Consider the following 20,101-nt stretch of genomic DNA (forward strand, 5'->3'; position numbering starts at 1 on the left):
CACTAAAGCAACTATATCATATCTGAATCAGAAATTTTCACTTCCAATTGCAAGGATGACGTTAATCCACTGTCATTCAGGGTGTGTGTGACAGTTACCAGCGTCCAGTCTGCCGCGTCGATTTCGGTCTTGAAGCCACTCACCCTGACTTTCATTTCAGGGAACAGCTCTGGCCTTCCCTTCGCCAGTCGAATAGAGAATGACGCCACACCGCGCTGAATTTTCTCCCATTCTGCTTTAGCTGCACGTTCGGCATTGGCCTTGTTAGCATAGATGTGCTTCATCACAAAAACGTTACCCTCACTGCCAACCAGATAATGGTCCTGTTTTTTCTTTTCTTGCTGCGGATTAGTCTTACTTCGCTTGCGTTTGACAGTGATGTTCTCTTTTTTCCTTGGATTACGAATATTAAGCCAACTGGCGGAAACGCCGGTATAAGCGCCCCGGTCAGCCAGTGAAAAACGGTGATCGTCTCCAGATTGCCGGGTAATGATAACCGAAGGCAGGGACTGCCCGCTGGCGGCTTTGTTCTGCCCCTGTCGGATAAAAAGCAAATAGCCATTCTTGATCATGGCAATGGCCCCCTCCTGTTTTGCCAGCCGGGTTAGAAAATTGCCGTCGGATTCGCCGGTCTGGTCAATATGACTGAGGGTGATGTTGGCTAGCATTTTGTCCACTTTCGGCGTCAAATCGTTACGCACGGCAATAGTGTGCACAATATCGCTGATCGTTTTCTGGTGATAAGCCACCTCGCGATTGATATTAAGCGTCGCCCGAAAATCTGCACTGCGGGCACGGATGATTATCTTGTCCGGCGCACCACTGTATTCGATTTCATCCACAATAAATTTGCCTTTGTGGATCAGTGGTTCCCCCTGCCAGCCCAGATGCAGAGATAACTCCGTCCCACGACGAGGCAGAGATAACAGACCATCGCTATCATTCAGTTCAATATCCAACTGGTCAGCCTCAAAACCCCGATTGTCGGTTAGATTCAGGGAAATCAACCGTGACTGAATGCGGGCATTGACATTTTTGTCACCAGCACTGAGAACATACACAGGTGTACTAGTTTTGCCGGTTACCCCATCGAGTTTTAGCATATCAGGTAAAGAAATCATGAAAATAGCCCGCCCAATTTGTGTGTGACACGGGTTTTCAAGTCAGTCATTTGGGTGCGAAGGTCGCCGAACATCTCCCCTAAATTGTCATCCACACGGCGCAACGTGACGGTAAAGTCAATTTTACGAGCGGTACCGTCGATAAAAAATTCACTTTTGGTCTGGTCGATACTTTCAATAATAAACATGCCGTAAATCGTGCCGCTACCATCCAGAAATGACCATGCCTTGCCACTCTCAGCCATCAATTGCAGGGCCAGCAAGGGCAACCGGCCTCCGGTGATTTCAGGGTACAGGGTGCCGGACAGTATAATAGTATCGTTATTTGGCCCCATAAACTGGAAAGCAGGACGGGTACCCACCCGATTGTTAAATCCATAACGCCATGATTGTTGGTGTTGCAAGCTCTGGTATGGCGTGGTTTTCAGCATAAAGACAAATAAACCCAATGCGGCCATCATGAATAAAAGTCCTCTCTATCAGAAAATGAGCTACGGGCGCGGGCGCGTTGTTGTTGCTCACGGCGATCCAGTTCACGAGCCACTGCCTGAGCAATATCCTGTGCGGATTGTGCGGGAACGGCGTGTATATGAATTTCATAAATGGATCGTCTGTTGTCCTGGATCTGGTTAGCAACTGAAACAACCGATGTCTGATACTGTGACGCGGGCAAACTGTATGGATGCAACGGAGCATTTTGGGCGCTGACTGGCGAGACTGCCCCTACAGATAGGGCCGCGATTGTCGCCAATGCAGCCGTTTGACGGCGACTAGTGACGCGGGCGGGACCATTGATGATCTCCGGGCCATATTCCCCCACGATACCAATCTTGCCCGTCGGGATGTAACCACCTTTATCGAATCCACCCGCCAGTATGCCGCCAATCGGACCGGTAGCTTCCTTATAAGCATTCAATGCCGCCTTTTGCCTGGGATCTTGGTTTTCTTCCTGCATAAAGTCAGGAGTCAAGGCGTCTTTAACCATCTTGCCCAGTTCGGAGAATTTCTTTTTCAGGGATTCCCATTTTTCCTCAATGCCTGCCTTAAGATTTTCAACAAACTCACCGCCAATCTTCTTAAATTCGGACGGAATTTTTTTCGTGTCAGCGACCAGCTCATTCCATTTGGCTAATGCCCGCTGTTTGATGTTTTCCCATGTGGTGGAAACATAGTTCGAAATGTTGTTCCATAAGTTCTGGAACCACGGGCCGAGTTTGTCCCAATATTGCCAGATCAGGTAAGCGCCCACAGCAATCAAACCGATAACCGCTAAAATGGGGTTTGTCCACATAACATGCCCCAGCCACATCGCCATTTTCCCAATATAGGAAAACACGTTACCAAGACGTAGCATTGAACCAGCTCCCTTGATACCCAACACTGACAGGCCAAATTTAACGATTGCCAGTGGTCCCAACAGAGCAACCAATGCCAGCGTAATCGCACCAAAAACCGTCAAAATAATACCCAGCCCGATACTCACCATTGTTAACGTTTTGGTCAGTTCAGGGTTGGCCTTCATCCACTCACCCGTTTTACTGATAATTTTGGTGATACGCTGGGTGATCCCACGCAAGGGACTGTTCACACCGCCAAAAATTTGAATACCGATATCTTCCCACGCCGATGACAGACTTTTCAGGTCGCCGTCAAGGTTATTAGTCATAGTATCGGCGACTTTCCTGGCCTCACCTTGGGCGTTCTTCAATTCTTTGATGAGTTTCTGCAATTCCCCCGTACCGGCTCTTTCAGCCAATACCGACAGAGCGGAAAAGGCTTCTTCCCCGGCAATGGCTTTGAAAATGCCGGCACGCTGAGCGTTACCCATTTTAGTCGTTTTCTTGTCCAGCTCAGTCAGGATATCCGGCAAGACACGGAGATTACCCTTGGCATCCTTAGTCTGAATGTTCAGTTTTGCCAACGCTTTCGCTGCGGTGGCGGGCGGTTCAGCCAGTCGTCCTAAAATGGATCTTAGGGAGGTACCCGCCATACTACCCTGAATACCGGCATCACCGAGCTTACCCGTCGCCGCAGCGGCGGTTTCAATATCAACCCCTAAGCCTGCCGCTACAGGGGCGACATACTTCATGGTGTCACCCAGCATCATCAGATTAGTGTTAGAACGAGTAAAAGCACCCACTAGTACGTCACTCACCCGCCCCATTTCTTCGGATTTCAGCTTAAAACCCGTCAGGATATTGGAACCAATGTCCGCCGTCGCGGCTAAATCGGTATCACCCGCCAATGACATCGCCAATGTACCAGGCATGGCTGATCGTATCTGGTCTGGAGTAAAGCCGGCCATTGCATAAAAACTCTGTCCCTGCGCGACCTGATTGGCGGTGAATGCCGTTGTTGCGCCTAAATGCCGCGCCTGCTCCTGCAATTTTTTTAGTTCGGGAGAATGCTTATCCAGACGGGTCAGCGCTTGCACCTTCGACATCCCCACGTCAAAGTCATAACCCGGCATCATCACCCGTTTAGCACCATAGAGCGCACCAACACCCGCGGCCGTTGCCGCAGCACCGGTTACCGTCATTTGGTTATGCACATCTTTCATTTTTTGGTAGCGAGAGCGGGCATTAGCCAACCGTTGTTCCTGCTGTCTCAAACGCCCAAGCTGCTGCTCCTGTTGCTGGAGCATATTGGTTGTGTGGTTGATGTCCGCGTTTATCCGTCTCTGCGCCTGTCCAAGCTGGTTAGTTGAGATACCGCTGGCGCGCAAGGCATCACGCTGACGTTGCAGGGACTGACTCAGGGATTGATTTTTTTCCTCGAACTGCCTGGCTGCGTTTTTTGCCCGCTGTAGCTGGTTGATTTGGGCCTGTGTCGGGTTCTGACTGGCGTTAATTTCACGGTTCAGTGCTGCCACGCGTTCAGTAGCGCTGCGGTAAACCTGCCGGGTTTCTAGCAATTGGTGCTTTACCTTGCGAAAACCATCGATCCGTCCGGCCTGCTGGTTCAGTTCCCGGAGTTGCTGGCTCGACTGGCGAAGGGTTTCAGCCAGCCGTTTGTTAGAAGCCTGCGCACTCTTGAAAGGACGGGTAATTTTATCAACGGCATTCAGGATAACTTGCAGGCGTAAGTTTCGGTCACTCATTATCGGCCCCACTCCGTTTCATAGCCCGGTAACGCCATGCCAACAATTCAGGCAGGCCCATCTCAGTTGTCACAGCAGGCGGCCAATGAAACACGGTGGCAATGTCTGCCACCAGTTCATCAACGGTTATTGATGCTGGAAATCGGACTTCACCGACTTCGGCAGCAAAAAATTGACCACCTCAATGCTGAGGTTAATCAGATCGCCGGGCGACATCAGCAACAAATCATTTTTGGTCAGTGCCGGCGCGGTGACACGAGGCAACACCAACATCATAGAATCGACGTCCATTTCCATCAGGGCCTGCAAACGGGCACCACGCAGTGCGCCACTGTTGGGCTTACGCACAACGACATCGCTGATGGTGGTTGCACCACGGGTAATAGGTTCTTCCAGTGTCACTGTAGCGAGTTCCGGCAGGGCAATGGGAGTTTGTTCAGTCATAGTGAATGTTCCTATAGTGATTTATAGATGATAAACGTTCAATTGTTACAAACCGATGGCGCGTCGGTGGGCGTCCAGACGGTCAACACCACCAACGATTTCCACCATATTAACGGTGTCGATTTCGATCAGGACTTCTCCGCCCCACGTCAGTTTGAAGTAGGTGTTTTTGGCGCTGACTTTGGTCTGGCTGTTGTCGCCTTGTTTGTAGCTGCCGTGGTCAAATTCCGAAAAGCGGCCACGCATCACGACTTCGACCGCAATCACTTCCCCGGTATCATCACGCTGAAAGGAGCCGTTAAAGCGCAGAGAAACACCGTCCACTTTCTCAATACCCCACTGTCGGTAAAGTTGGGACTCGACACCACCGAGAGAAAATTCGGCATCTAGTGCGCCATCATCCAGCCCCAAGTCCACCGAGGCAGTGCCATTCATGCCACCGCCTCGATAGGCTTCAAGCTTACGGCTCAGTTTAGGAAGCGTCATTTCTTCCACAACACCGATGTAATTGTTGCCGTCATTGAACAAATTCAGGTATTTGAGTTTACGAGGTAATGCCACGAGTAGCCCCTTAGCTGTTAATGCTGTTGGCGAAATTCATCAGGTACTGGTCAGTGATGCGCTGGCGCAACAGCAGGTTTTCCAATGGCGGGATCGGCGTGTAGTTGTAATCAATGAACAGTTTGCCTGCTTTCAGGGTGTCCTTGGTGTTAACACTGTCGTCATACCAGCACTGACCGTCGATCAGGTAACCATTGGATTTCAGTTCGCGCAGCTTGGCATTAATACCTTCGATAATGTCGCGTACCAGCGAAGGCATCAGTGGCTTGTCAATCGCCCACATATGCGCATCAGCCATCGTGTCAGCCAGTACCTGCGCCGTGCGTGTGTAACTCTCGAACTGAAACGACGGATCACCCGAACAGGTGCGAGAACCCCAAAAACGAAAACCATTCTTGCGGATTAAGGTCGTAACGGCGTTCTGGTTAAGCAGGTTGGCATCGGTGACAGCATCCTGCAAATCCCAAAAGACATCGGCAGAAATCCCTGTCACACCATTGACACCAACGTTAGACAAGGTTTTGTGCCAGCCGGTTTCCTCGTCGATTTTGGCACGCAGGCCCAGCGCACGAGCCGTTGCGTATGCGATAGACTCGTTATTTTTGACCGTATCCCAACTGAGGAAGTCCGGCCAAATCAACATCATTTCGCGCTGGTTAAAGTTGTTGCGGTATTTGATAGCGTCGGAAATGGTCTTGCAGCCGTAAGCATTGACATAAGCCATTGCCCTCAGCTTTTGAGCGATGTCGGCAAGGGCTGTTACGACAGGTTGGGTATCATGACCGGGTACCCCCAAAATACGCGGTTTGATGCCGAGCTGACCTTGTGCCGCAAGCAGCGCCTGCATTCCCGTTTTTTTGCCCTCGTCGGTAACGCCGCCAATGATATTCGACGTGGTTTCCGCTTCGGTTTCCCCTTGAACCACACGCACAACAACAGTCACAGGTTTGGACTGGTCGGCAATCGCTCGCAGAGCATGGGACAGTGTGCCCGTTTTTCCAGCCTTACTACTGGCAGTCAGAACGTCGGTTAACAAGACTGGCGTGTTCAAGGGAAAAGTTTTGGTGTCAGCATCATCCGCTGTGCAGACTAGCCCGACAATAGCGGTGCTGACAGTGGTAATGGTGCGCGTGCCCTCGTTGATTTCCTGCACGCGGACGCCATGATGATAATCTTGTGCCATAGCGAAAGACTCCCGTAATGATGATTTCACTATGGTGATCGCTGTGACAATAAAATTCAGTTGATTGGGTAAGTATCAGGGATAGCACAAAGTGGAGAATATCAAAAAAGCACAAGGACATTTACCCCCTGAGCAATTAATAAGACGTCATCGAATTAAAATATTCAGTCGTTACATCACGCACTATGAAACTTAAAATAGAAGACGTTGCAGAAATAGAGTAGGTACCTCACAGGCTCCCGATATCGAATAGTCAGAGCCGCTCAAATAAGAACTAAACTACTGCGGCTCTGATTCCATTATTCTGAGGGGTTTTCGGGCCAATGAATATCTGGCATTAAATTAACATCAACGCGGTTCAGTAATACCCGATATTTTTTCAAATCGGCTAACAGCGATTTTTCCTCATCACTCGCCATCCCCAAATCTACCGCATCTTGTAACGGGGCTATCTGTTTACCTACCGTGAGCATAAGTTGCTGTTTCTTATGTTCTGCTTGTTGCTGCTGTTCCTGTCTAAGCTTTATTTTATCACTTTCTGATATTATCCATTTTTCACCATCATATTTATGATAAACGGACGGAGCACGTTCAATGAGTACTGGATAACCCTCTTTACTACTAACAATTGATAAACCGCGCGATTGCCCGGCGAGTAATTCATTGTGTTTTTCTGCTGTTATTTCAACGCATTCTTCATAAGCTTCATTATAAAAAGCGCCTTCTTTTCTGGAGAAATAAACCATTTATACCCCCCAAAATAATATATGTACAACTCTGTCTGGATTCTCATTACTGTTAGGAGTGCCAGCTTGATATTCAAATGTCGATAGTGTTGCATTACGTACTAATGTGTGGCCCGTTGATGTATTGACACTCGACATACTGGCAATATAGCCAAAGAACTTATTTTTAAAAGAAATTGGATAATTGACTTTTACCCATGATTGTTGGCTGGATGCAACTTTAACCCATTGAATCATTATTCCCGTATCCCCGCATTGCCACCAACCATTTTCAGATTTTATCGCTGCATTTTGTAGCGCAAGAGTACCGCTTCGCTCAGGTATTAGTATATTGTAACGCCGCCGATTGCTCGTATCGTTAGAATAGATATGCAACAATTTTCCTTCTGAGCCGTTAATTCCTACCACATACCCATCTTTCGATTTGAAACGCAATTCAGGAAAGGGCGTTTTGCTATCAATCAGTAAACTACCAACGGTGGCGCTTTTATCGCTAGAAATACGCAAGAAAGTATTATCATTCTCTGCTCGCGTATATGCTCCCACATCTCCAGCACTCAAACTAAGGTCCCCGGTCAACGCCTTACCGTTGATTTTCCGGTTGCTCGGTACTGCTCCTTTAGCCAACACCACCGTTTCCAACAAATTGAGATTTTTCACAAAAGCATTTCTGTCAGGAATGTCAGCGCCGTTCTCCCTCTTGGACAATCGACTATTTGCATTATCATTAGCATCCGTCGCATTCTGGTTTGCCGTGTTTGCCAGTATGTTGACTTCATTCACACGAGAATCCATTTCCCCTTTGGTATACGCCCCAATATCCCCCGCATTCAGTGAAATATCAGAGGAAAGTGCCTTCCCGTTCACTTTACGATTAGCAGGCACACGGCCATTAGCCTTATTGTCCGCGACATTTGCCAAGTCATACGCCGCCTTAACCGCCTTCGGGGTTGCCGCGTGGATTTCACTATTACTATCTACTGCGCTGCTCAAAACAACGAAACCCTTATCTTTTAGCGTAGCGTCAGGGTGATTAGGGTTCTTCACATGAATTTGAATCGACTCGTCCACATATTCCCGCGTTGCCAGCACCACGGAGGGATCAACTTTCAATGTTACTGTGTCGGTACTGCTGACAATCAAGACCATACGAATAGTCTGTGTACGCCCAGAGCCTTCCTGTAACTGCGGTTTGTAAGTCTCCGCGCAGTTTCCGACGGCAATCAAAATACCGTCTTTATCAAACAGGCCAATTTCCCGTATCCACCAACCGCCCTCGTTTTCGGGGATTACCTGCTCGGCAATAATCTGGTTAGTATTCTTGGGATCAACATTTAGCTCATTAATCGCCGCGCGGCGGCGTTCGTTAACCAGTTCAGTCTGTGTAGTATCTGGTGTCGGCAGGCTTCCACCTCCATCACCAACAGCCATATGGGTGATTTCAATCTTGGTACCCAACGCGGCGGCATTTGCCAGCTTATCCGCACCCAATCGAGTTAACAGGGTAAAATATTTGGTCCTCATGACTCAATCCTCATATCATCAATAATATGCACTCCAGCCCCTACTACATCAGAGCCAGTGACGGTAATTAATTCCGGGATATAGGGGTAAACGGTTAATACATCACCGCTGTAACTAGCGACCGCGCAATAATTTTCGCCACTGGTCTCCAACTGAATAGACATACCGACCAAATGCCGTGAAGCGGGTTTGGCATCAAAAACCAACCGTTCTAGTTCTTGATAGGTGGTCTCGGTGATCCCCGTTTCCATGACGCCAATATCCAACCGGAAAGTACCGGGGACATCATTGGTTTGCCACCATTCGAGAACACGGATGAGATAACCGAATGGTTCCACTATTCGCCGGATTGCGCCAATGGTTCCCTTGTGCTGATGAACAAACATCGACGCCTTAATTGACTCGCGTTTAGTATTCTCCGGCCAGTCCATATCCCAGCGGTCAACCGACCACGCCCACGCCAGATAGGGGAGCAACTTCACTGGACACCGCTCAGGACTCCACAAGTCACGCAGGGGAACCGGCACATTTGACAGACTGGCGAGGGCTTCAGCGGCGGCCACTTCCAGCAGTGATGATCCAACAGGTAACAAACGGTTATTCATCCGCTCCCCCAATCACTACCTGCGCACGTGTGCAAAAACTCGCTTGAGTTTTATCCAGAATCACATCCTGCGCCGGAGCTTTCAGGTGAACACGCTGAACACCGGGCATATGCAAGACAGCAAAGATGGCACTGCGCACGATATCGCGGCCAATCCGGTGTTGCTCGGCAGTGTAACGCGCCAGCCGTTCACGCACAGCCCGCAATATCGGCTCATATTCCGGGGTTGGGTACAGGTACAGCACGGCATCAATTTGATAGTCGACAATCTCCGCAGACTGTACGGTCAGGCGATCCGCCACGGGGCGAACGTCCTCATCATTCAGAGCAGTATTCACGACCGCAATCAGTTCATCACTGGCCGCGCCGTTCCCCTCACGTGACAAAATACTGACGGTGACACAAGCAGGCGCCGGGCTTATCACCGATGCATCGGCAACCCGTCCGTCAGCACTGCACGCATGGTATTCATAGGATGCCACAGGGCCGGCGACGCTTAACCCCTCGAACGCTTGCGGAATGCGTACCCGAAAATCAGCGTCAGATTCCAGCACAGCAGAGATAGGCGGTATAGCGAGATTGTCAGCGGGCTGTAATACCAAACGCTGCACATTGTTATTCGCCCCCAGTTGGTCTAAGTCGCTGCCTATGGCATACGCCGCCATCGCCGCCCGCGCTGCTTCATTGATGCGCTGACGCAAGAGCAATTCCCGATAGGCGTTTTCCTGCAACAGTTTGGTGATGGGTTCGGATTCCAGCGCCAACGTGCGGGTGATAGCATCGCGATGCTCTGGCGGATACAGTGAAATCAGTTTTTCTTTTCGCTCATCCAACAGGGTTTCGAAATCCAATAGTTCGACAACCTCCGGCGGCGGTAACTGACTAAGGTCGATGGGCGGCATGGTCACCCCACAGGCACAGAAAAAACAACCGGGACATTGGATAGCTGATATTGTCCGCTGATATCAACAATCATATGTCCGGCTTCACCCTGATTGATAGTGATAGCGGTCAGGGTAATGCGGGGTTCCCATCGCTGGATGGCGGTATAGCACGCAGCCATAATTTGCAGACGTAAAGCAGGATTTTGGGGCGCATCAATCAGTTCGGATAACAACGAACCATATTGGCGGCGAGTAATACGGCTACCCATCGGCGTTAGCAAGATATCGCTGACTGACTGGCGAACATGGGCAATATCGCTGATAGCCTCACCCGTCTGTCGATTCATACCAAGGTACATCATGATATGGGGACTCCCGATGTGCTGTCACCGGAGCGCACACCGTTGTGTCGGTGCGAATCCACCACAACCCCGTTAGAATTGAATTCACCCCCTACATGAACGATATTGCCGCGCATAGTGCCGCCTTTTTGCACTTCCAGACTGCCCGTAGTCAGATGGTGGGTGCAAATGACGGTGGGTGTATCCAATGTGATCTGATTGCCGGCCATACAAGTGATTTCTGGTGCAGTAACATGCACGGAAACCGACGCGGTAATCGTGGCGGTCTTAATACCGGTGACAGTTAAGGCGCTGATCTGTGGTTCATATTCCATCACGGCACCATCAGGAAAAGCGATACACACCGCTTCCGGCGATACAGAAGGGGCCGGAAACTCATCAGAAAAAATCGCAGGCAGTATAAAAGCCGTGGTCAAGTCACCACCAAGGGATAACAATAAAACCTGCTCATCAACACTGGGTGCCCACCATGTTCGGGAACTTCCCGCTCTGGGTGTCAACCAATGCAACCAGTCAGTTTCAAGATTGCCTGTCATAACCCGGCACATGCCCCGTGTAGTATCTACCTGGGTAATAACACCGATTCGGATCAGGTTGCGCAATCGGCGCAACAGTTCAGTTAATTGTGTGTTCATGCAAACAACAATGTCACCCCAAACCCTCACCTGCACGTCATAGGGTTTGTGTGCTGACTGGCACACATCCGTGGGTGAGATGGGAAAGTATCTGGTCTTCGATATGTTGAATATCGCTCTGTGTCAGTCCCAAAAGTCGCCGCGATGGATATTTGACTTCAATGTTTTTCCCTTTCATGCGCTCCTTTAATCCGAACTGATGCACACGAGCAACCGCAGTGACTTTCGATGCGAAAAAGATAACGGCTTCCCGATCACTGGCGGAAAAACGTAAGTAACGCGCGGTAGCCAGTTTCTTAAACATGCGGGTCTTTTTATTGGATTTTCGGGTACTGATCCGGTCGGTTTTGACGTCCAGAAAACGTTGGATATCGCGTTTGTAAAAAGTACGCTGGCCTTTACGCTCGGCATCATAGCCGGTAATCGTTTCACCCTTCTTGCCCTTGCGGATTTGCCAATTTTTCAAGGTGCGAGGTTCACCACGCCAGATGAATTTTATACCATGCTGTACAGCGCGGGTTTGTGCCTTGCGTTGGGTAAAGCGGCTGCCGTCAGGGTTACGCTGGGATCGGATACGCTGTATTTGGCTCTGTCGCAAGTCCCGCGCAATATCACGGGCCAGTTGCTTTCGACTGGCGGGAGAAAGTTGATTCAACAGGGCGGTTAGTGCGGTATCCAAAGGCTGCAATGCGTCACTGTTCATCTCACCACCTGTCAAACGGGTTTTCAGGCTCAGAAATGGCGCTTACCGTGCTGACCGGCCCTTGCTGGGTGACCAGTACACGCTCGGTCAGTTTCAGGTCGATACTGATATCAGCGGTGTCATCATTGAGAATATTCACGTCAAAGGTAAAGCCGCTGCGGCGATTGTCAGGATGAGCAAAAATATCTGGCTGGCGCTCGCGTATCCAGTGCCCGATAACCGCCATGAGCACATTCTGATCATCGGGATAGGCTTCAATAATCAGGTTTAGCGTGTATTCATATTCGTAAGACAAGGAGAGCGCCATTGTCGCCAGCACGGTGCCATCTTCAACAAACAAATGCAGGTATTCAGGGTTGTCGCGCAAGTAGGGGATCTTTTCTGTCAGGACTTTTCGCAAGGCGTTAGGCTTATTCATGTGTCACCTGTCTAATCTGTTCTATTTGTCGAATGGCCTGTTTATCCAGATTGCACTGTTCAATAACCGCCAGTAACTGTGCATTCAGCAACAAGCTATCACCCCATGTCATTGTGTCAGCTATGACCGGGGGCAGACAATCAGCGAGCAGATGCATCGGAATCGGCATCAACGGTACCTGAACGTATTCGGTTCGCGTGCTGCTGCAACCGGACAACAGCCCTATCAGGAGCAGCACGACGGGCGCAATCATTCCCGACAACAGCGGTATTGATATCCGCCTGAATTTGTGCGGCATCCACAGCTGATCGCTCCCGATTTTCGTTATTAACCCGTGAGATATCATTGATTATCCTGATGGTTTGGAATGCGTTATCGGTAATGGTTTGCTGTTGCTTATACCACTGGCTCAGCTTTTGGTATTCATCGCTTTTTTGCTGATACTCACCGTAATAGAACCAGAGCAGGCCGGACACTGCCGCCAGCATACTCAAGGTGAATATGTGCAGATTAAACCTCATAACAGCGCAAACGCCCGTTTAATGATCGTATCGGCATACGGTTGCTGTCCGTTCTCCATTTGAATGATGGCGCGAACCAATCGGGTCATGATCACCGGATTATCAACATCAATCACCGCGTTACAGGGAATACCAACCGCCCGGCTCATATATGCAATGTAATTTTCGGTATCATTTTCATTCGGGGGCGCCCAACGAGAAATTATCTGCCGGATACTGTTCAATCCGTATTTTCGTTCATAATTGCGGATAATCTTGATAATGGCCCGTATGCCGTATTCTGGTGATACAAATTGACAAAATGACGGGTCTGTTTGTGTGTCGTGTAATCCCAGCCATTTATCGCCGTGCCGAATATTGCCCGGATTATGATTGCGAACACCTCTAGTCACGTGATTTGTCTCCCAAACGTTTATTGATTGCGCGAAGGGCAAATTCACGCAGTTTTTCAACACCAATAAAACCAATGGCTCCCCCCAAAGCCGGTGAAACACTGCCGGGAATACCAAACAGTTCCAGCCCGCTGGAAACACCCCACGACAACGCACCACATAGCAACGGTTCAACCCAGCGTTTTTTTCGCTCTACACCGTCATAAATCAGGCGACCATAACAGATCAGTACAGCCAGTAAGGAGCCGGATATCTGCGGCCATGAATTTCTCAGGCCATTCAATAAATCGGCCCATAAATCCGGTTGTTTGTCCATTTTCTAATCCCATAATTGAATGATGGGCGTTACAGCAGCAGGCGTGATTTCAGGCAGTTCAATCTCGGTACCCTGCGGCAAGATGGCCCCAACATCAGCCAAACCGGGATTGGCTGCTAATACCCGTTCGGTGACTCCCTGTGTTCGTCCATAGTGGCGCCAGCATAAGGAATCCACGGTGTCATACTGTTGTGCCCTTACCCGCATTAGATCAGCGCCACAATGACATGATCCCGCCCCTGTATCCGGCGCATCGCCCATTGCGCATCCCGCCACAGGTCGTCAATGGTGATTTCCATTGCCTCAGCCTTTTTACTGCCGGTCTGAGTCGTGTCGATATCGCGGTAACGTTCGATCAGGTTCGCCTTAGTCAGGCAAAACACCGCTCGACGATAGAGAGAAACCAACTCACTCTCGCCATTGAGAGTGTCGGCGGGAATATCGGCCAGTGATGAGTATCCCCCATCGATATGGATCAGCCGCCAATGGTTCAGCTCGCGATTAACCTCAACAATGGCGTTGGAAATTGCTTGATGTAATCTCGGCGCGGTGACCGTACCATCTGTCCGCATCTCGTCACGGTAGCGACTGATCTCAATAGCAGGAAAAAACGGGACACTGGTCATGGTGGCCTGTTTATCCGTTGCGGATGTGGTTGAAATAAAGTCCATATTGCCCCCTGAATAGGTGGGCGGTGAACAGGGCGTTGAGACTTCGCCACCCCGTGCCGCCCCGGCGCGTTGGCACGTTCGGTTATGTGTTGTTGTGTTTCTGACTGCGGAGCGCTCTGGCAAGTTGCTCTAAGTCTTTTTTCACGCCAACATGATTATTCAGTTCTAAAGCCCTGTTCAGTGAACAATAGGCAGGCTGCGGCTGGTTGTTATCCCGCTGGCTGTAACCGAGCCATTTATATAACTCCGCCCTCACCTTATCGGGCATATCCTGATCGTGGGTGAGATTGGCCGCCCGTTCCAGCGTGGCAAGAGGCACCGGAGATTTAGCGGTATAGCAACGCTGGGCTGCTTCGGCGATTTCTTCTGTCACGGCACAGCCCGTTGTCCGCTCATGATTTTCAGGCATAGCGAGTCGGTGCTGTAACGCGTACTCAGCGATATCCAGCGCACCATCATAATCACCTGCATCAATACGCCACAGCAGGACATACATCAGCACATCATCTTGATGACCTATGCCCCCCTGTAATACCCCAGTAATCCACGGCGCATATTTAGGCAATATCTGCCTTTTGTGCTGCGCTTTGCGCTCTATAGACTGGATTTTTTTAAGGTGACGGCGGTCTTGCTCCAGCATCAGCAGCATCTGGTTATAACCGCCGTGATTTTGCCACGCGGGGCTACTCAGTTGAGCGGCCTCGGTCGCCTGTAATCGCATTCGGTGACGCTGCCACGGGCTAGCCATTATTGTTCCTCAGTGTCGGCGTTGTGCTCAGGTACGGCATTATCTGGCTGCAACGACGCTGCTTTTTTGCTGGCTGCAAACATCTCGATATTTTCAATCAGGGCCACACCGCGATAGTCTTCAACGACATACGCCTCATTGACTGATTCGTAGTTTTCAATGCGATCACGTTTGGGGTTATCCAGCACAGAACGTCGGCGGGTGCCTTCCTGATAATAGATAGACAGATTATCCAGACGGCTAATTAGCAAGGCTTTGGGCGGGAAATACGGTACACGCACTGCGGGCAAATTACCGATACGTTTCTGGCTGATAATCACATCTGCCGCCATTTTTTCGGTGTTGGGCTGCGACTGATTGACCAACGGGAAATATTTATCAGCCAGCAGTTCACGGCCACAAATGACCACCAGTTCCGTATCATCCTGATATTCTGGGTCAATAGCATTGTTGACAGTATCTATCACCAATGCGTCAAGATTATTAAAATCTCCCCCATCTCCTACACGGATGGTTTCAGATATAACCTTACCGGCTTCGTCAGTGATATTGCTCATGACATGATCCGGTGCATCCTGTCGGATTTTTTCCAACCAGCCGATATTTACATCCTGCAATAGTGGATATTGAACGCGGTTTGAGGTTTTGGCGCGTTTAACCCCATTCCAACCGATCATAATGCGGTCCAATGCCTGACGACGGATAATTGCGTTACGGATACGTAACTGGAAATCTTGAAATTTCGCCCACAAGTCAAGTTTTTTGTAAGGAATGCTAGTGTCAAAGTTGGTTTGTTCGCATTTATACTCAATAGCGTTGAGTCGGGTCGGATCGGAAGTTTCTCGCTCCTTACTGTCGGTGTCTGTCGTCCCTGCAATAGTCGAACCGACACCTAGCCCAATCGCTTCGCCTGACTGCTCACTGACGGGAACCATATTAATTTTTTGCAGGAAATCGGCGCTTTGCTGGATTTCATCTTCCAACGTCTGAGCAACGGATGGATTGACGTCTACCTTGCCTGTAAATGCCGTGGCGTCCACACCGTAAATTTCACCCAGACGCATCAGAAAGGCGTTAAATTTAAATCGAGTTTCGTTCTTCATGGGGTTATTCCATTAACAGTTGGTCAGATGTTTACTGACTGGAGTGTCGGCGTTCGGCGATCCCAGCGAAACAGGTCGGTGTGTTTTCTGGCTGTCTTGCTGACTCAACTGAGTTTTTAAGTCACTAAGCTGGGTTTCAAGTTCAGTTTGCTTCTGTTTGATAGCAGTTATTTCACCTATTTGTTGAGAAAGTGTGCTCACGGTTTCCACCGTGGCCTGCTGCTCTTGGGCGCATAATTCGACAGCCCGATGGATATCGGTAAAACGAGTATCATCACTCTGCTGCTTTTTCTGGAAGAACGTCTGTACACGGGAAAAGAGAGAGATTTTTTCGGTTTCCTCTGACAAATCAATAAATTCGAGCAAAGTTTCTTCCGCGGCAGTAAAAACATTGTTCGGGTGCTGCTTGCGCGAATTCAGCGGGTTATTGGTCGCATTAGCGCTAAACTGCAACATTTCGGTGCCAAGACTTGCCGGACTGTCAGTAACGGCCAATCCCACCAGATACGCGCCGCCGAAGTCAGCAAAATCCAGGTTGATTTCGGCGGAGGTGTAAACCTTTTGACGCTTACGGTTCATTTCCACCAGATCATCGGTGGGTAAAAGTATCCCATACAGCCCCAGCTTGCCCGCCAGCGCACCGTCCTTGATTTCTTCGGTAAAAACCGATTCCACATCGCCAAAGCGCGGACTCCACGAAAAATTGTAATGCTCCATGTTGATACGCGCGCCGTAGGTCTGCGGGTCATAGTTGGCGGCAATCTGTGTCAGCCATTCGCGCTGAACCTTGCGCCCGTCTGTGGTTGCGCCTTCCACACAGATTCGAAAGGGTTTGGATTTCTTCGGCATTGTAAGCCCCGATTATCAATGAATCAGTCATGGCCTACTAGTTTGTATCGTCAGGTCGAGGAAACAATAAAATGCGGTTGTGTCTGGGCTGGCACACAGGGCAGACACAGAGAAATGACGGACGGGTCTGTAGTCTGGCAGCATGAAAACAACGCCCGATTTTGATCCCCGTAAGCACGCAATGCACCTGTATTTTAACGGGTACCGGATCGCACGGATTGCGGAAATACTCAACGAGAAAGCATCAACTATCCATAGCTGGAAACGTCGCGACAAATGGGATGAGGTGACCTCGTTTGAACGAGTCGAGTTATCTCTTGAAGCACGGTTATGTCAGCTTATCGCCAAGGAGCAAAAAGAAGGCAAGGACTTTAAGGAAATTGACCTGCTGCACCGTCAGTTAGAACGACAAGCGCGGATCAGGAAATACAGCCGCGGCGGTAATGAAACCGATCTGAACCCCAAAATTGCCAACCGCAACAAAGGTGAGCGCCGGCCACCGGAAAAGAACGTGTTCAGTGAGGAACAAGTCAAAAAGCTGGAAGACATTTTCCGCTCGACCCTGTTCGGTTATCAACATGGCTGGTATCACGCCGGATTAGCGCATCGTATCCGTAATATCCTGAAATCCCGTCAGATTGGTGCGACATTCTTTTTTGCCCGTGAAGCCCTAATCGATGCGTTGACTACCGGACGCAATCAGATATTTCTCTCTGCCAGTAAAGCGCAGGCCCACGTATTCAAGCAGTACATCCTGGAAATGGCGCGGGAAGTGGACGTCGAACTAAAAGGCGACCCGATCACCCTGAATAATGGCGCCACCCTGTATTTTCTCGGCACCAATGCCCGCACCGCGCAAAGCTATCACGGCAATCTCTATCTGGATGAATATTTCTGGATTCCGAAGTTTCAGGAACTGCGCAAGGTAGCATCCGGTATGGCAATGCACAAAAAATGGCGCCAGACTTACTTTTCTACCCCGTCCAGCTTAACCCACAGCGCGTACCCGTATTGGTCAGGCAAACTGTTTAACCGTGGCCGCGCCAAGGCCAATCGCATTGACATTGATATTAGCCATCAAGCATTAGCCAGCGGCCTACGATGTGCCGATGGTCAGTGGCGGCAGATTGTCACGGTTGAAGATGCCGTCAGGGGCGGCTGTAACCTGTTTGATATTGACCAGTTACGGCTGGAATACAGCCCGGACGAGTACCAGAACCTGCTGATGTGTGAGTTTATGGACGATATCGAATCCATTTTCTCACTGCAACTGATGCAGGGTTGCATGGTCGATAGCTGGGAAATCTGGGACGATGTGCAACCCCTGATGCTACGCCCCTATGGTTATCACCCTGTCTGGATCGGTTATGATCCCGCCAAAGGTGGCGAGAATGGCGACAGTGCCGGCTGTGTCGTCGTCGCTCCACCGCGGGTACCGGGCGGCAAGTTCCGCATCCTTGAACGTCATCAGTGGCGAGGAATGAACTTTCGCGCTCAGTCTGACGCCATTAAACGACTGACAGAACAGTACAACGTCGAATATATCGGCATTGACTCGACCGGCGTCGGGCATGGGGTTTACCAAAACGTCAAAGAATTTTTCCCGTCCGTGCGGGAATTTGTCTATAACCCCGCCGTTAAAAACGCGCTGGTACTTAAGGCATGGGACATTATCAACCATCGCCGGCTGGAGTTTGACGCCGGCCAGACCGACATTGCACAAAGTTTTATGGCGATCCGCCGTTCTACCACCGCCAGCGGCAACCGCCCGACCTATCAAGCCAGCCGCAGCGAGGAAGCCAGTCACGCAGATCTGGCATGGGCCACCATGCACGCCCTGTTTAATGAACCGATTACCGGTGACGCTCCCCACCATAGAAATATTGTTGAGGTTTACTGATGAGCCGTAAAAACAGAAAACGCAATCCGGCGGTGAAAACCACGGCCAGCCCATCGATTGAGGCATTCACCTTTGGCGATCCGATCCCGGTCCTTGACCGGCGCGAGGTGTTTGATTATCTGGAGTGTGTACTGATCGATAACTGGTATGAACCCCCGATAAGTTTTAACGGGCTGGCGCTGTCGTTTCGCTCGGCGCCGCACCACAGCAGCGCGGTGTATGTCAAACGCAACATCCTGACCAGTACCTTTATCCCACACCGGCTACTTAGCCGACAGGCATTCGATTCATGGGCGCTGGACTTTATGCTGTTTGGCAATGCCTATCTTGAACAACGCAAGAATCGCCTTGGTCAGCCTTTGAAGCTGCATCATTGCCCGGCCAAGTTCACCCGGCGCGGTGAAGACCTGGAAACCTACTGGTTTGTGAAATATGGCTACAATAGCCAGCCATACCCGTTCCCGACGAGGCAAGTGTTTCATCTGATTGAACCCGATATTAATCAGGAACTTTACGGATTGCCGGAGTATTTAGCTGCTTTGCCGTCGGCATTGCTAAATGAATCGGCTACGCTTTTTCGCCGCAAGTATTACCTGAACGGTTCCCATGCGGGTTATATCCTGTATATCAGTGATGCGTCACAAAACCTGTCCGATATCGATAATATTCGCGACGCGCTGAAAAACGCCAAAGGGCCGGGTAATTTCCGCAATCTATTTTTATATGCGCCGGGCGGTAAAAAAGACGGTATCCAGACTATTCCACTGTCTGAAGCCGCGGCTAAGGATGAATTTTTAAATATCAAGAATGCCAGCCGTGACGACATACTGGCCGCGCACCGCGTACCACCGCAGATGATGGGAATTATTCCACAGAATACCGGTGGTTTTGGTGATGTGGAGAAGGCGGCTAAGGTGTTTGTACGTAATGAGCTAATGCCACTGCAAAGTAAGATGAAGCAGTTAAATAACTGGATTGGTGAGGAGGTGATCCGGTTTGAACGGTATTCGTTGGATATGGACGAGGACGAATAGCCCGCATTATTGATCGAGAGGCCGCCGACTGAGCGGTCTTTTTTTGTCTGAAAGAAATATAGTTTCAATACAGAATGATTACATTATGAAATTTGAGACCAGCACAGTTACCTGATGCTGCCGCGCGCAGTCGTGACCCCGCCGCGCCTGCCCACTAAATACAGTGCTTTTTATGCAGTTGCAAGAGATCGTAGGAAGGGTACCAATGCTGGCGCTTCGTGGAGTATAAAATCCTTTGTTGGTCTTGCAGATTTGTGCATGTAGGTGCTATTTTTATTGAAA

At 49.9% G+C, this 20,101-nt stretch carries 26 protein-coding genes; 2 read left to right on the forward strand and 24 right to left on the reverse strand.

What is annotated here, in order from left to right:
* Nucleotides 1-11: 11 nt before the first annotated feature.
* The 24 genes from EAE92_RS06040 to EAE92_RS06150 all read right to left on the reverse strand — a co-directional run bounded on the left by EAE92_RS06040 (nt 12) and on the right by EAE92_RS06150 (nt 16,885).
* Nucleotides 12-1,121 (reverse strand): phage late control D family protein, encoded by a 1,110-nt coding sequence (locus tag EAE92_RS06040; protein WP_246545032.1) that lies wholly within the window; start codon nt 1,119-1,121, stop codon nt 12-14.
* Nucleotides 1,118-1,582, reverse strand: a complete 465-nt coding sequence (locus EAE92_RS06045) for a phage tail protein (protein ID WP_214067413.1) — start codon at nt 1,580-1,582, stop codon at nt 1,118-1,120. The genes EAE92_RS06040 and EAE92_RS06045 overlap by 4 nt, the downstream gene beginning before the upstream one ends.
* On the reverse strand, nt 1,579-4,221 hold the full coding sequence (locus EAE92_RS06050; protein ID WP_214067414.1) for a phage tail tape measure protein: 2,643 nt from the start codon (nt 4,219-4,221) through the stop codon (nt 1,579-1,581). Before EAE92_RS06050 ends, EAE92_RS06045 begins: the two co-directional genes overlap by 4 nt.
* Nucleotides 4,214-4,333: a GpE family phage tail protein gene (locus tag EAE92_RS06055; RefSeq protein WP_051560792.1), complete on the reverse strand. Its 120-nt coding sequence runs from the start codon at nt 4,331-4,333 to the stop codon at nt 4,214-4,216. The genes EAE92_RS06050 and EAE92_RS06055 overlap by 8 nt, the downstream gene beginning before the upstream one ends.
* Nucleotides 4,334-4,347: 14 nt before the next feature.
* The gene (locus EAE92_RS06060) at nt 4,348-4,665 is read right to left on the reverse strand and encodes a phage tail assembly protein (RefSeq protein WP_214067415.1); all 318 of its coding nucleotides are present in this window, start codon (nt 4,663-4,665) and stop codon (nt 4,348-4,350) included.
* A 45-nt stretch (nt 4,666-4,710) separates the two neighbouring features.
* On the reverse strand, nt 4,711-5,226 hold the full coding sequence (locus tag EAE92_RS06065) for a phage major tail tube protein (RefSeq protein ID WP_214067416.1): 516 nt from the start codon (nt 5,224-5,226) through the stop codon (nt 4,711-4,713).
* 10 nt (nt 5,227-5,236) lie between these two features.
* Nucleotides 5,237-6,409 (reverse strand): phage tail sheath protein, encoded by a 1,173-nt coding sequence (locus EAE92_RS06070; protein ID WP_214067417.1) that lies wholly within the window; start codon nt 6,407-6,409, stop codon nt 5,237-5,239.
* A gap of 299 nt (nt 6,410-6,708) precedes the next feature.
* Nucleotides 6,709-7,155 (reverse strand): tail fiber assembly protein, encoded by a 447-nt coding sequence (locus EAE92_RS06075; protein WP_214067418.1) that lies wholly within the window; start codon nt 7,153-7,155, stop codon nt 6,709-6,711.
* Nucleotides 7,156-8,679, reverse strand: coding sequence for a phage tail protein (locus EAE92_RS06080; protein WP_214067419.1), 1,524 nt, complete (start codon nt 8,677-8,679; stop codon nt 7,156-7,158).
* Complete coding sequence (locus EAE92_RS06085; protein WP_214067420.1) at nt 8,676-9,284, reverse strand: phage tail protein I; 609 nt, start codon at nt 9,282-9,284, stop codon at nt 8,676-8,678. Before EAE92_RS06085 ends, EAE92_RS06080 begins: the two co-directional genes overlap by 4 nt.
* Nucleotides 9,277-10,185, reverse strand: coding sequence for a baseplate assembly protein (locus EAE92_RS06090; RefSeq protein ID WP_036811392.1), 909 nt, complete (start codon nt 10,183-10,185; stop codon nt 9,277-9,279). Before EAE92_RS06090 ends, EAE92_RS06085 begins: the two co-directional genes overlap by 8 nt.
* Nucleotides 10,186-10,187: 2 nt before the next feature.
* Complete coding sequence (locus tag EAE92_RS06095; protein WP_036773187.1) at nt 10,188-10,529, reverse strand: GPW/gp25 family protein; 342 nt, start codon at nt 10,527-10,529, stop codon at nt 10,188-10,190.
* A complete protein-coding gene (locus EAE92_RS06100) occupies nt 10,526-11,164 on the reverse strand; it encodes a phage baseplate assembly protein V (protein ID WP_214067421.1) in 639 nt (212 codons plus the stop codon). Before EAE92_RS06100 ends, EAE92_RS06095 begins: the two co-directional genes overlap by 4 nt.
* A 37-nt stretch (nt 11,165-11,201) precedes the next feature.
* Nucleotides 11,202-11,867 (reverse strand): phage virion morphogenesis protein, encoded by a 666-nt coding sequence (locus tag EAE92_RS06105; RefSeq protein ID WP_214067422.1) that lies wholly within the window; start codon nt 11,865-11,867, stop codon nt 11,202-11,204.
* 1 nt (nt 11,868) lies between these two features.
* Nucleotides 11,869-12,285 carry a phage tail protein gene (locus EAE92_RS06110; protein WP_214067423.1) on the reverse strand — a complete coding sequence of 139 codons (417 nt, stop codon included), beginning with the start codon at nt 12,283-12,285 and terminating at the stop codon, nt 11,869-11,871.
* The gene (gene lysC / locus EAE92_RS25185) at nt 12,278-12,454 is read right to left on the reverse strand and encodes an Rz1-like lysis system protein LysC (RefSeq protein ID WP_236650490.1); all 177 of its coding nucleotides are present in this window, start codon (nt 12,452-12,454) and stop codon (nt 12,278-12,280) included. The genes EAE92_RS06110 and lysC overlap by 8 nt, the downstream gene beginning before the upstream one ends.
* Nucleotides 12,426-12,806, reverse strand: a complete 381-nt coding sequence (locus EAE92_RS25190; RefSeq protein ID WP_339959352.1) for a hypothetical protein — start codon at nt 12,804-12,806, stop codon at nt 12,426-12,428. Before EAE92_RS25190 ends, lysC begins: the two co-directional genes overlap by 29 nt.
* A complete protein-coding gene (locus EAE92_RS06120; RefSeq protein WP_036773192.1) occupies nt 12,803-13,198 on the reverse strand; it encodes a structural protein in 396 nt (131 codons plus the stop codon). The genes EAE92_RS25190 and EAE92_RS06120 overlap by 4 nt, the downstream gene beginning before the upstream one ends.
* A complete protein-coding gene (locus EAE92_RS06125; RefSeq protein WP_166304616.1) occupies nt 13,191-13,514 on the reverse strand; it encodes a phage holin, lambda family in 324 nt (107 codons plus the stop codon). Before EAE92_RS06125 ends, EAE92_RS06120 begins: the two co-directional genes overlap by 8 nt.
* A 3-nt stretch (nt 13,515-13,517) precedes the next feature.
* Nucleotides 13,518-13,721 carry a tail protein X gene (locus EAE92_RS06130; RefSeq protein WP_036811373.1) on the reverse strand — a complete coding sequence of 68 codons (204 nt, stop codon included), beginning with the start codon at nt 13,719-13,721 and terminating at the stop codon, nt 13,518-13,520.
* The gene (locus EAE92_RS06135) at nt 13,721-14,185 is read right to left on the reverse strand and encodes a head completion/stabilization protein (RefSeq protein ID WP_214067424.1); all 465 of its coding nucleotides are present in this window, start codon (nt 14,183-14,185) and stop codon (nt 13,721-13,723) included. Before EAE92_RS06135 ends, EAE92_RS06130 begins: the two co-directional genes overlap by 1 nt.
* Nucleotides 14,186-14,267: 82 nt before the next feature.
* A complete protein-coding gene (gene gpM, locus EAE92_RS06140; protein WP_214067425.1) occupies nt 14,268-14,933 on the reverse strand; it encodes a phage terminase small subunit in 666 nt (221 codons plus the stop codon).
* Nucleotides 14,933-16,036 carry a phage major capsid protein, P2 family gene (locus EAE92_RS06145; protein WP_214067426.1) on the reverse strand — a complete coding sequence of 368 codons (1,104 nt, stop codon included), beginning with the start codon at nt 16,034-16,036 and terminating at the stop codon, nt 14,933-14,935. Before EAE92_RS06145 ends, gpM begins: the two co-directional genes overlap by 1 nt.
* Before the next feature lie 12 nt (nt 16,037-16,048).
* Nucleotides 16,049-16,885 carry a GPO family capsid scaffolding protein gene (locus tag EAE92_RS06150; RefSeq protein ID WP_214067427.1) on the reverse strand — a complete coding sequence of 279 codons (837 nt, stop codon included), beginning with the start codon at nt 16,883-16,885 and terminating at the stop codon, nt 16,049-16,051.
* A 142-nt stretch (nt 16,886-17,027) separates the two neighbouring features.
* On the opposite strand from EAE92_RS06150, the gene EAE92_RS06155 reads away from it, so the two are divergent.
* Together EAE92_RS06155 and EAE92_RS06160 are read left to right on the forward strand one after the other, a co-directional pair.
* The gene (locus EAE92_RS06155; RefSeq protein WP_214067428.1) at nt 17,028-18,785 is read left to right on the forward strand and encodes a terminase ATPase subunit family protein; all 1,758 of its coding nucleotides are present in this window, start codon (nt 17,028-17,030) and stop codon (nt 18,783-18,785) included.
* A complete protein-coding gene (locus EAE92_RS06160; protein WP_214067429.1) occupies nt 18,785-19,819 on the forward strand; it encodes a phage portal protein in 1,035 nt (344 codons plus the stop codon). Before EAE92_RS06155 ends, EAE92_RS06160 begins: the two co-directional genes overlap by 1 nt.
* The last annotated feature ends 282 nt before the right edge of the window (nt 19,820-20,101 follow it).

Source organism: Photorhabdus hainanensis (genome assembly GCF_018448965.1).
GTDB classification, from domain to species: Bacteria; Pseudomonadota; Gammaproteobacteria; order Enterobacterales; family Enterobacteriaceae; genus Photorhabdus; species Photorhabdus akhurstii.

Coding starts and splice junctions, on each gene's coding strand:
- EAE92_RS06040 (WP_246545032.1), bottom strand. CDS start 1,121: ATGATTTCTTTACCTGATATGCTAAAACTCGATGGGGTAACCGGCAAA.
- EAE92_RS06045 (WP_214067413.1), bottom strand. CDS start 1,582: ATGATGGCCGCATTGGGTTTATTTGTCTTTATGCTGAAAACCACGCCA.
- EAE92_RS06050 (WP_214067414.1), bottom strand. CDS start 4,221: ATGAGTGACCGAAACTTACGCCTGCAAGTTATCCTGAATGCCGTTGAT.
- EAE92_RS06060 (WP_214067415.1), bottom strand. CDS start 4,665: ATGACTGAACAAACTCCCATTGCCCTGCCGGAACTCGCTACAGTGACA.
- EAE92_RS06070 (WP_214067417.1), bottom strand. CDS start 6,409: ATGGCACAAGATTATCATCATGGCGTCCGCGTGCAGGAAATCAACGAG.
- EAE92_RS06075 (WP_214067418.1), bottom strand. CDS start 7,155: ATGGTTTATTTCTCCAGAAAAGAAGGCGCTTTTTATAATGAAGCTTAT.
- EAE92_RS06080 (WP_214067419.1), bottom strand. CDS start 8,679: ATGAGGACCAAATATTTTACCCTGTTAACTCGATTGGGTGCGGATAAG.
- EAE92_RS06085 (WP_214067420.1), bottom strand. CDS start 9,284: ATGAATAACCGTTTGTTACCTGTTGGATCATCACTGCTGGAAGTGGCC.
- EAE92_RS06090 (WP_036811392.1), bottom strand. CDS start 10,185: ATGCCGCCCATCGACCTTAGTCAGTTACCGCCGCCGGAGGTTGTCGAA.
- EAE92_RS06095 (WP_036773187.1), bottom strand. CDS start 10,529: ATGATGTACCTTGGTATGAATCGACAGACGGGTGAGGCTATCAGCGAT.
- EAE92_RS06100 (WP_214067421.1), bottom strand. CDS start 11,164: ATGAACACACAATTAACTGAACTGTTGCGCCGATTGCGCAACCTGATC.
- EAE92_RS06105 (WP_214067422.1), bottom strand. CDS start 11,867: ATGAACAGTGACGCATTGCAGCCTTTGGATACCGCACTAACCGCCCTG.
- EAE92_RS06110 (WP_214067423.1), bottom strand. CDS start 12,285: ATGAATAAGCCTAACGCCTTGCGAAAAGTCCTGACAGAAAAGATCCCC.
- lysC (WP_236650490.1), bottom strand. CDS start 12,454: ATGCCGATTCCGATGCATCTGCTCGCTGATTGTCTGCCCCCGGTCATA.
- EAE92_RS25190 (WP_339959352.1), bottom strand. CDS start 12,806: ATGAGGTTTAATCTGCACATATTCACCTTGAGTATGCTGGCGGCAGTG.
- EAE92_RS06125 (WP_166304616.1), bottom strand. CDS start 13,514: ATGGACAAACAACCGGATTTATGGGCCGATTTATTGAATGGCCTGAGA.
- EAE92_RS06130 (WP_036811373.1), bottom strand. CDS start 13,721: ATGCGGGTAAGGGCACAACAGTATGACACCGTGGATTCCTTATGCTGG.
- EAE92_RS06135 (WP_214067424.1), bottom strand. CDS start 14,185: ATGGACTTTATTTCAACCACATCCGCAACGGATAAACAGGCCACCATG.
- gpM (WP_214067425.1), bottom strand. CDS start 14,933: ATGGCTAGCCCGTGGCAGCGTCACCGAATGCGATTACAGGCGACCGAG.
- EAE92_RS06145 (WP_214067426.1), bottom strand. CDS start 16,036: ATGAAGAACGAAACTCGATTTAAATTTAACGCCTTTCTGATGCGTCTG.
- EAE92_RS06150 (WP_214067427.1), bottom strand. CDS start 16,885: ATGCCGAAGAAATCCAAACCCTTTCGAATCTGTGTGGAAGGCGCAACC.
- EAE92_RS06155 (WP_214067428.1), top strand. CDS start 17,028: ATGAAAACAACGCCCGATTTTGATCCCCGTAAGCACGCAATGCACCTG.
- EAE92_RS06160 (WP_214067429.1), top strand. CDS start 18,785: ATGAGCCGTAAAAACAGAAAACGCAATCCGGCGGTGAAAACCACGGCC.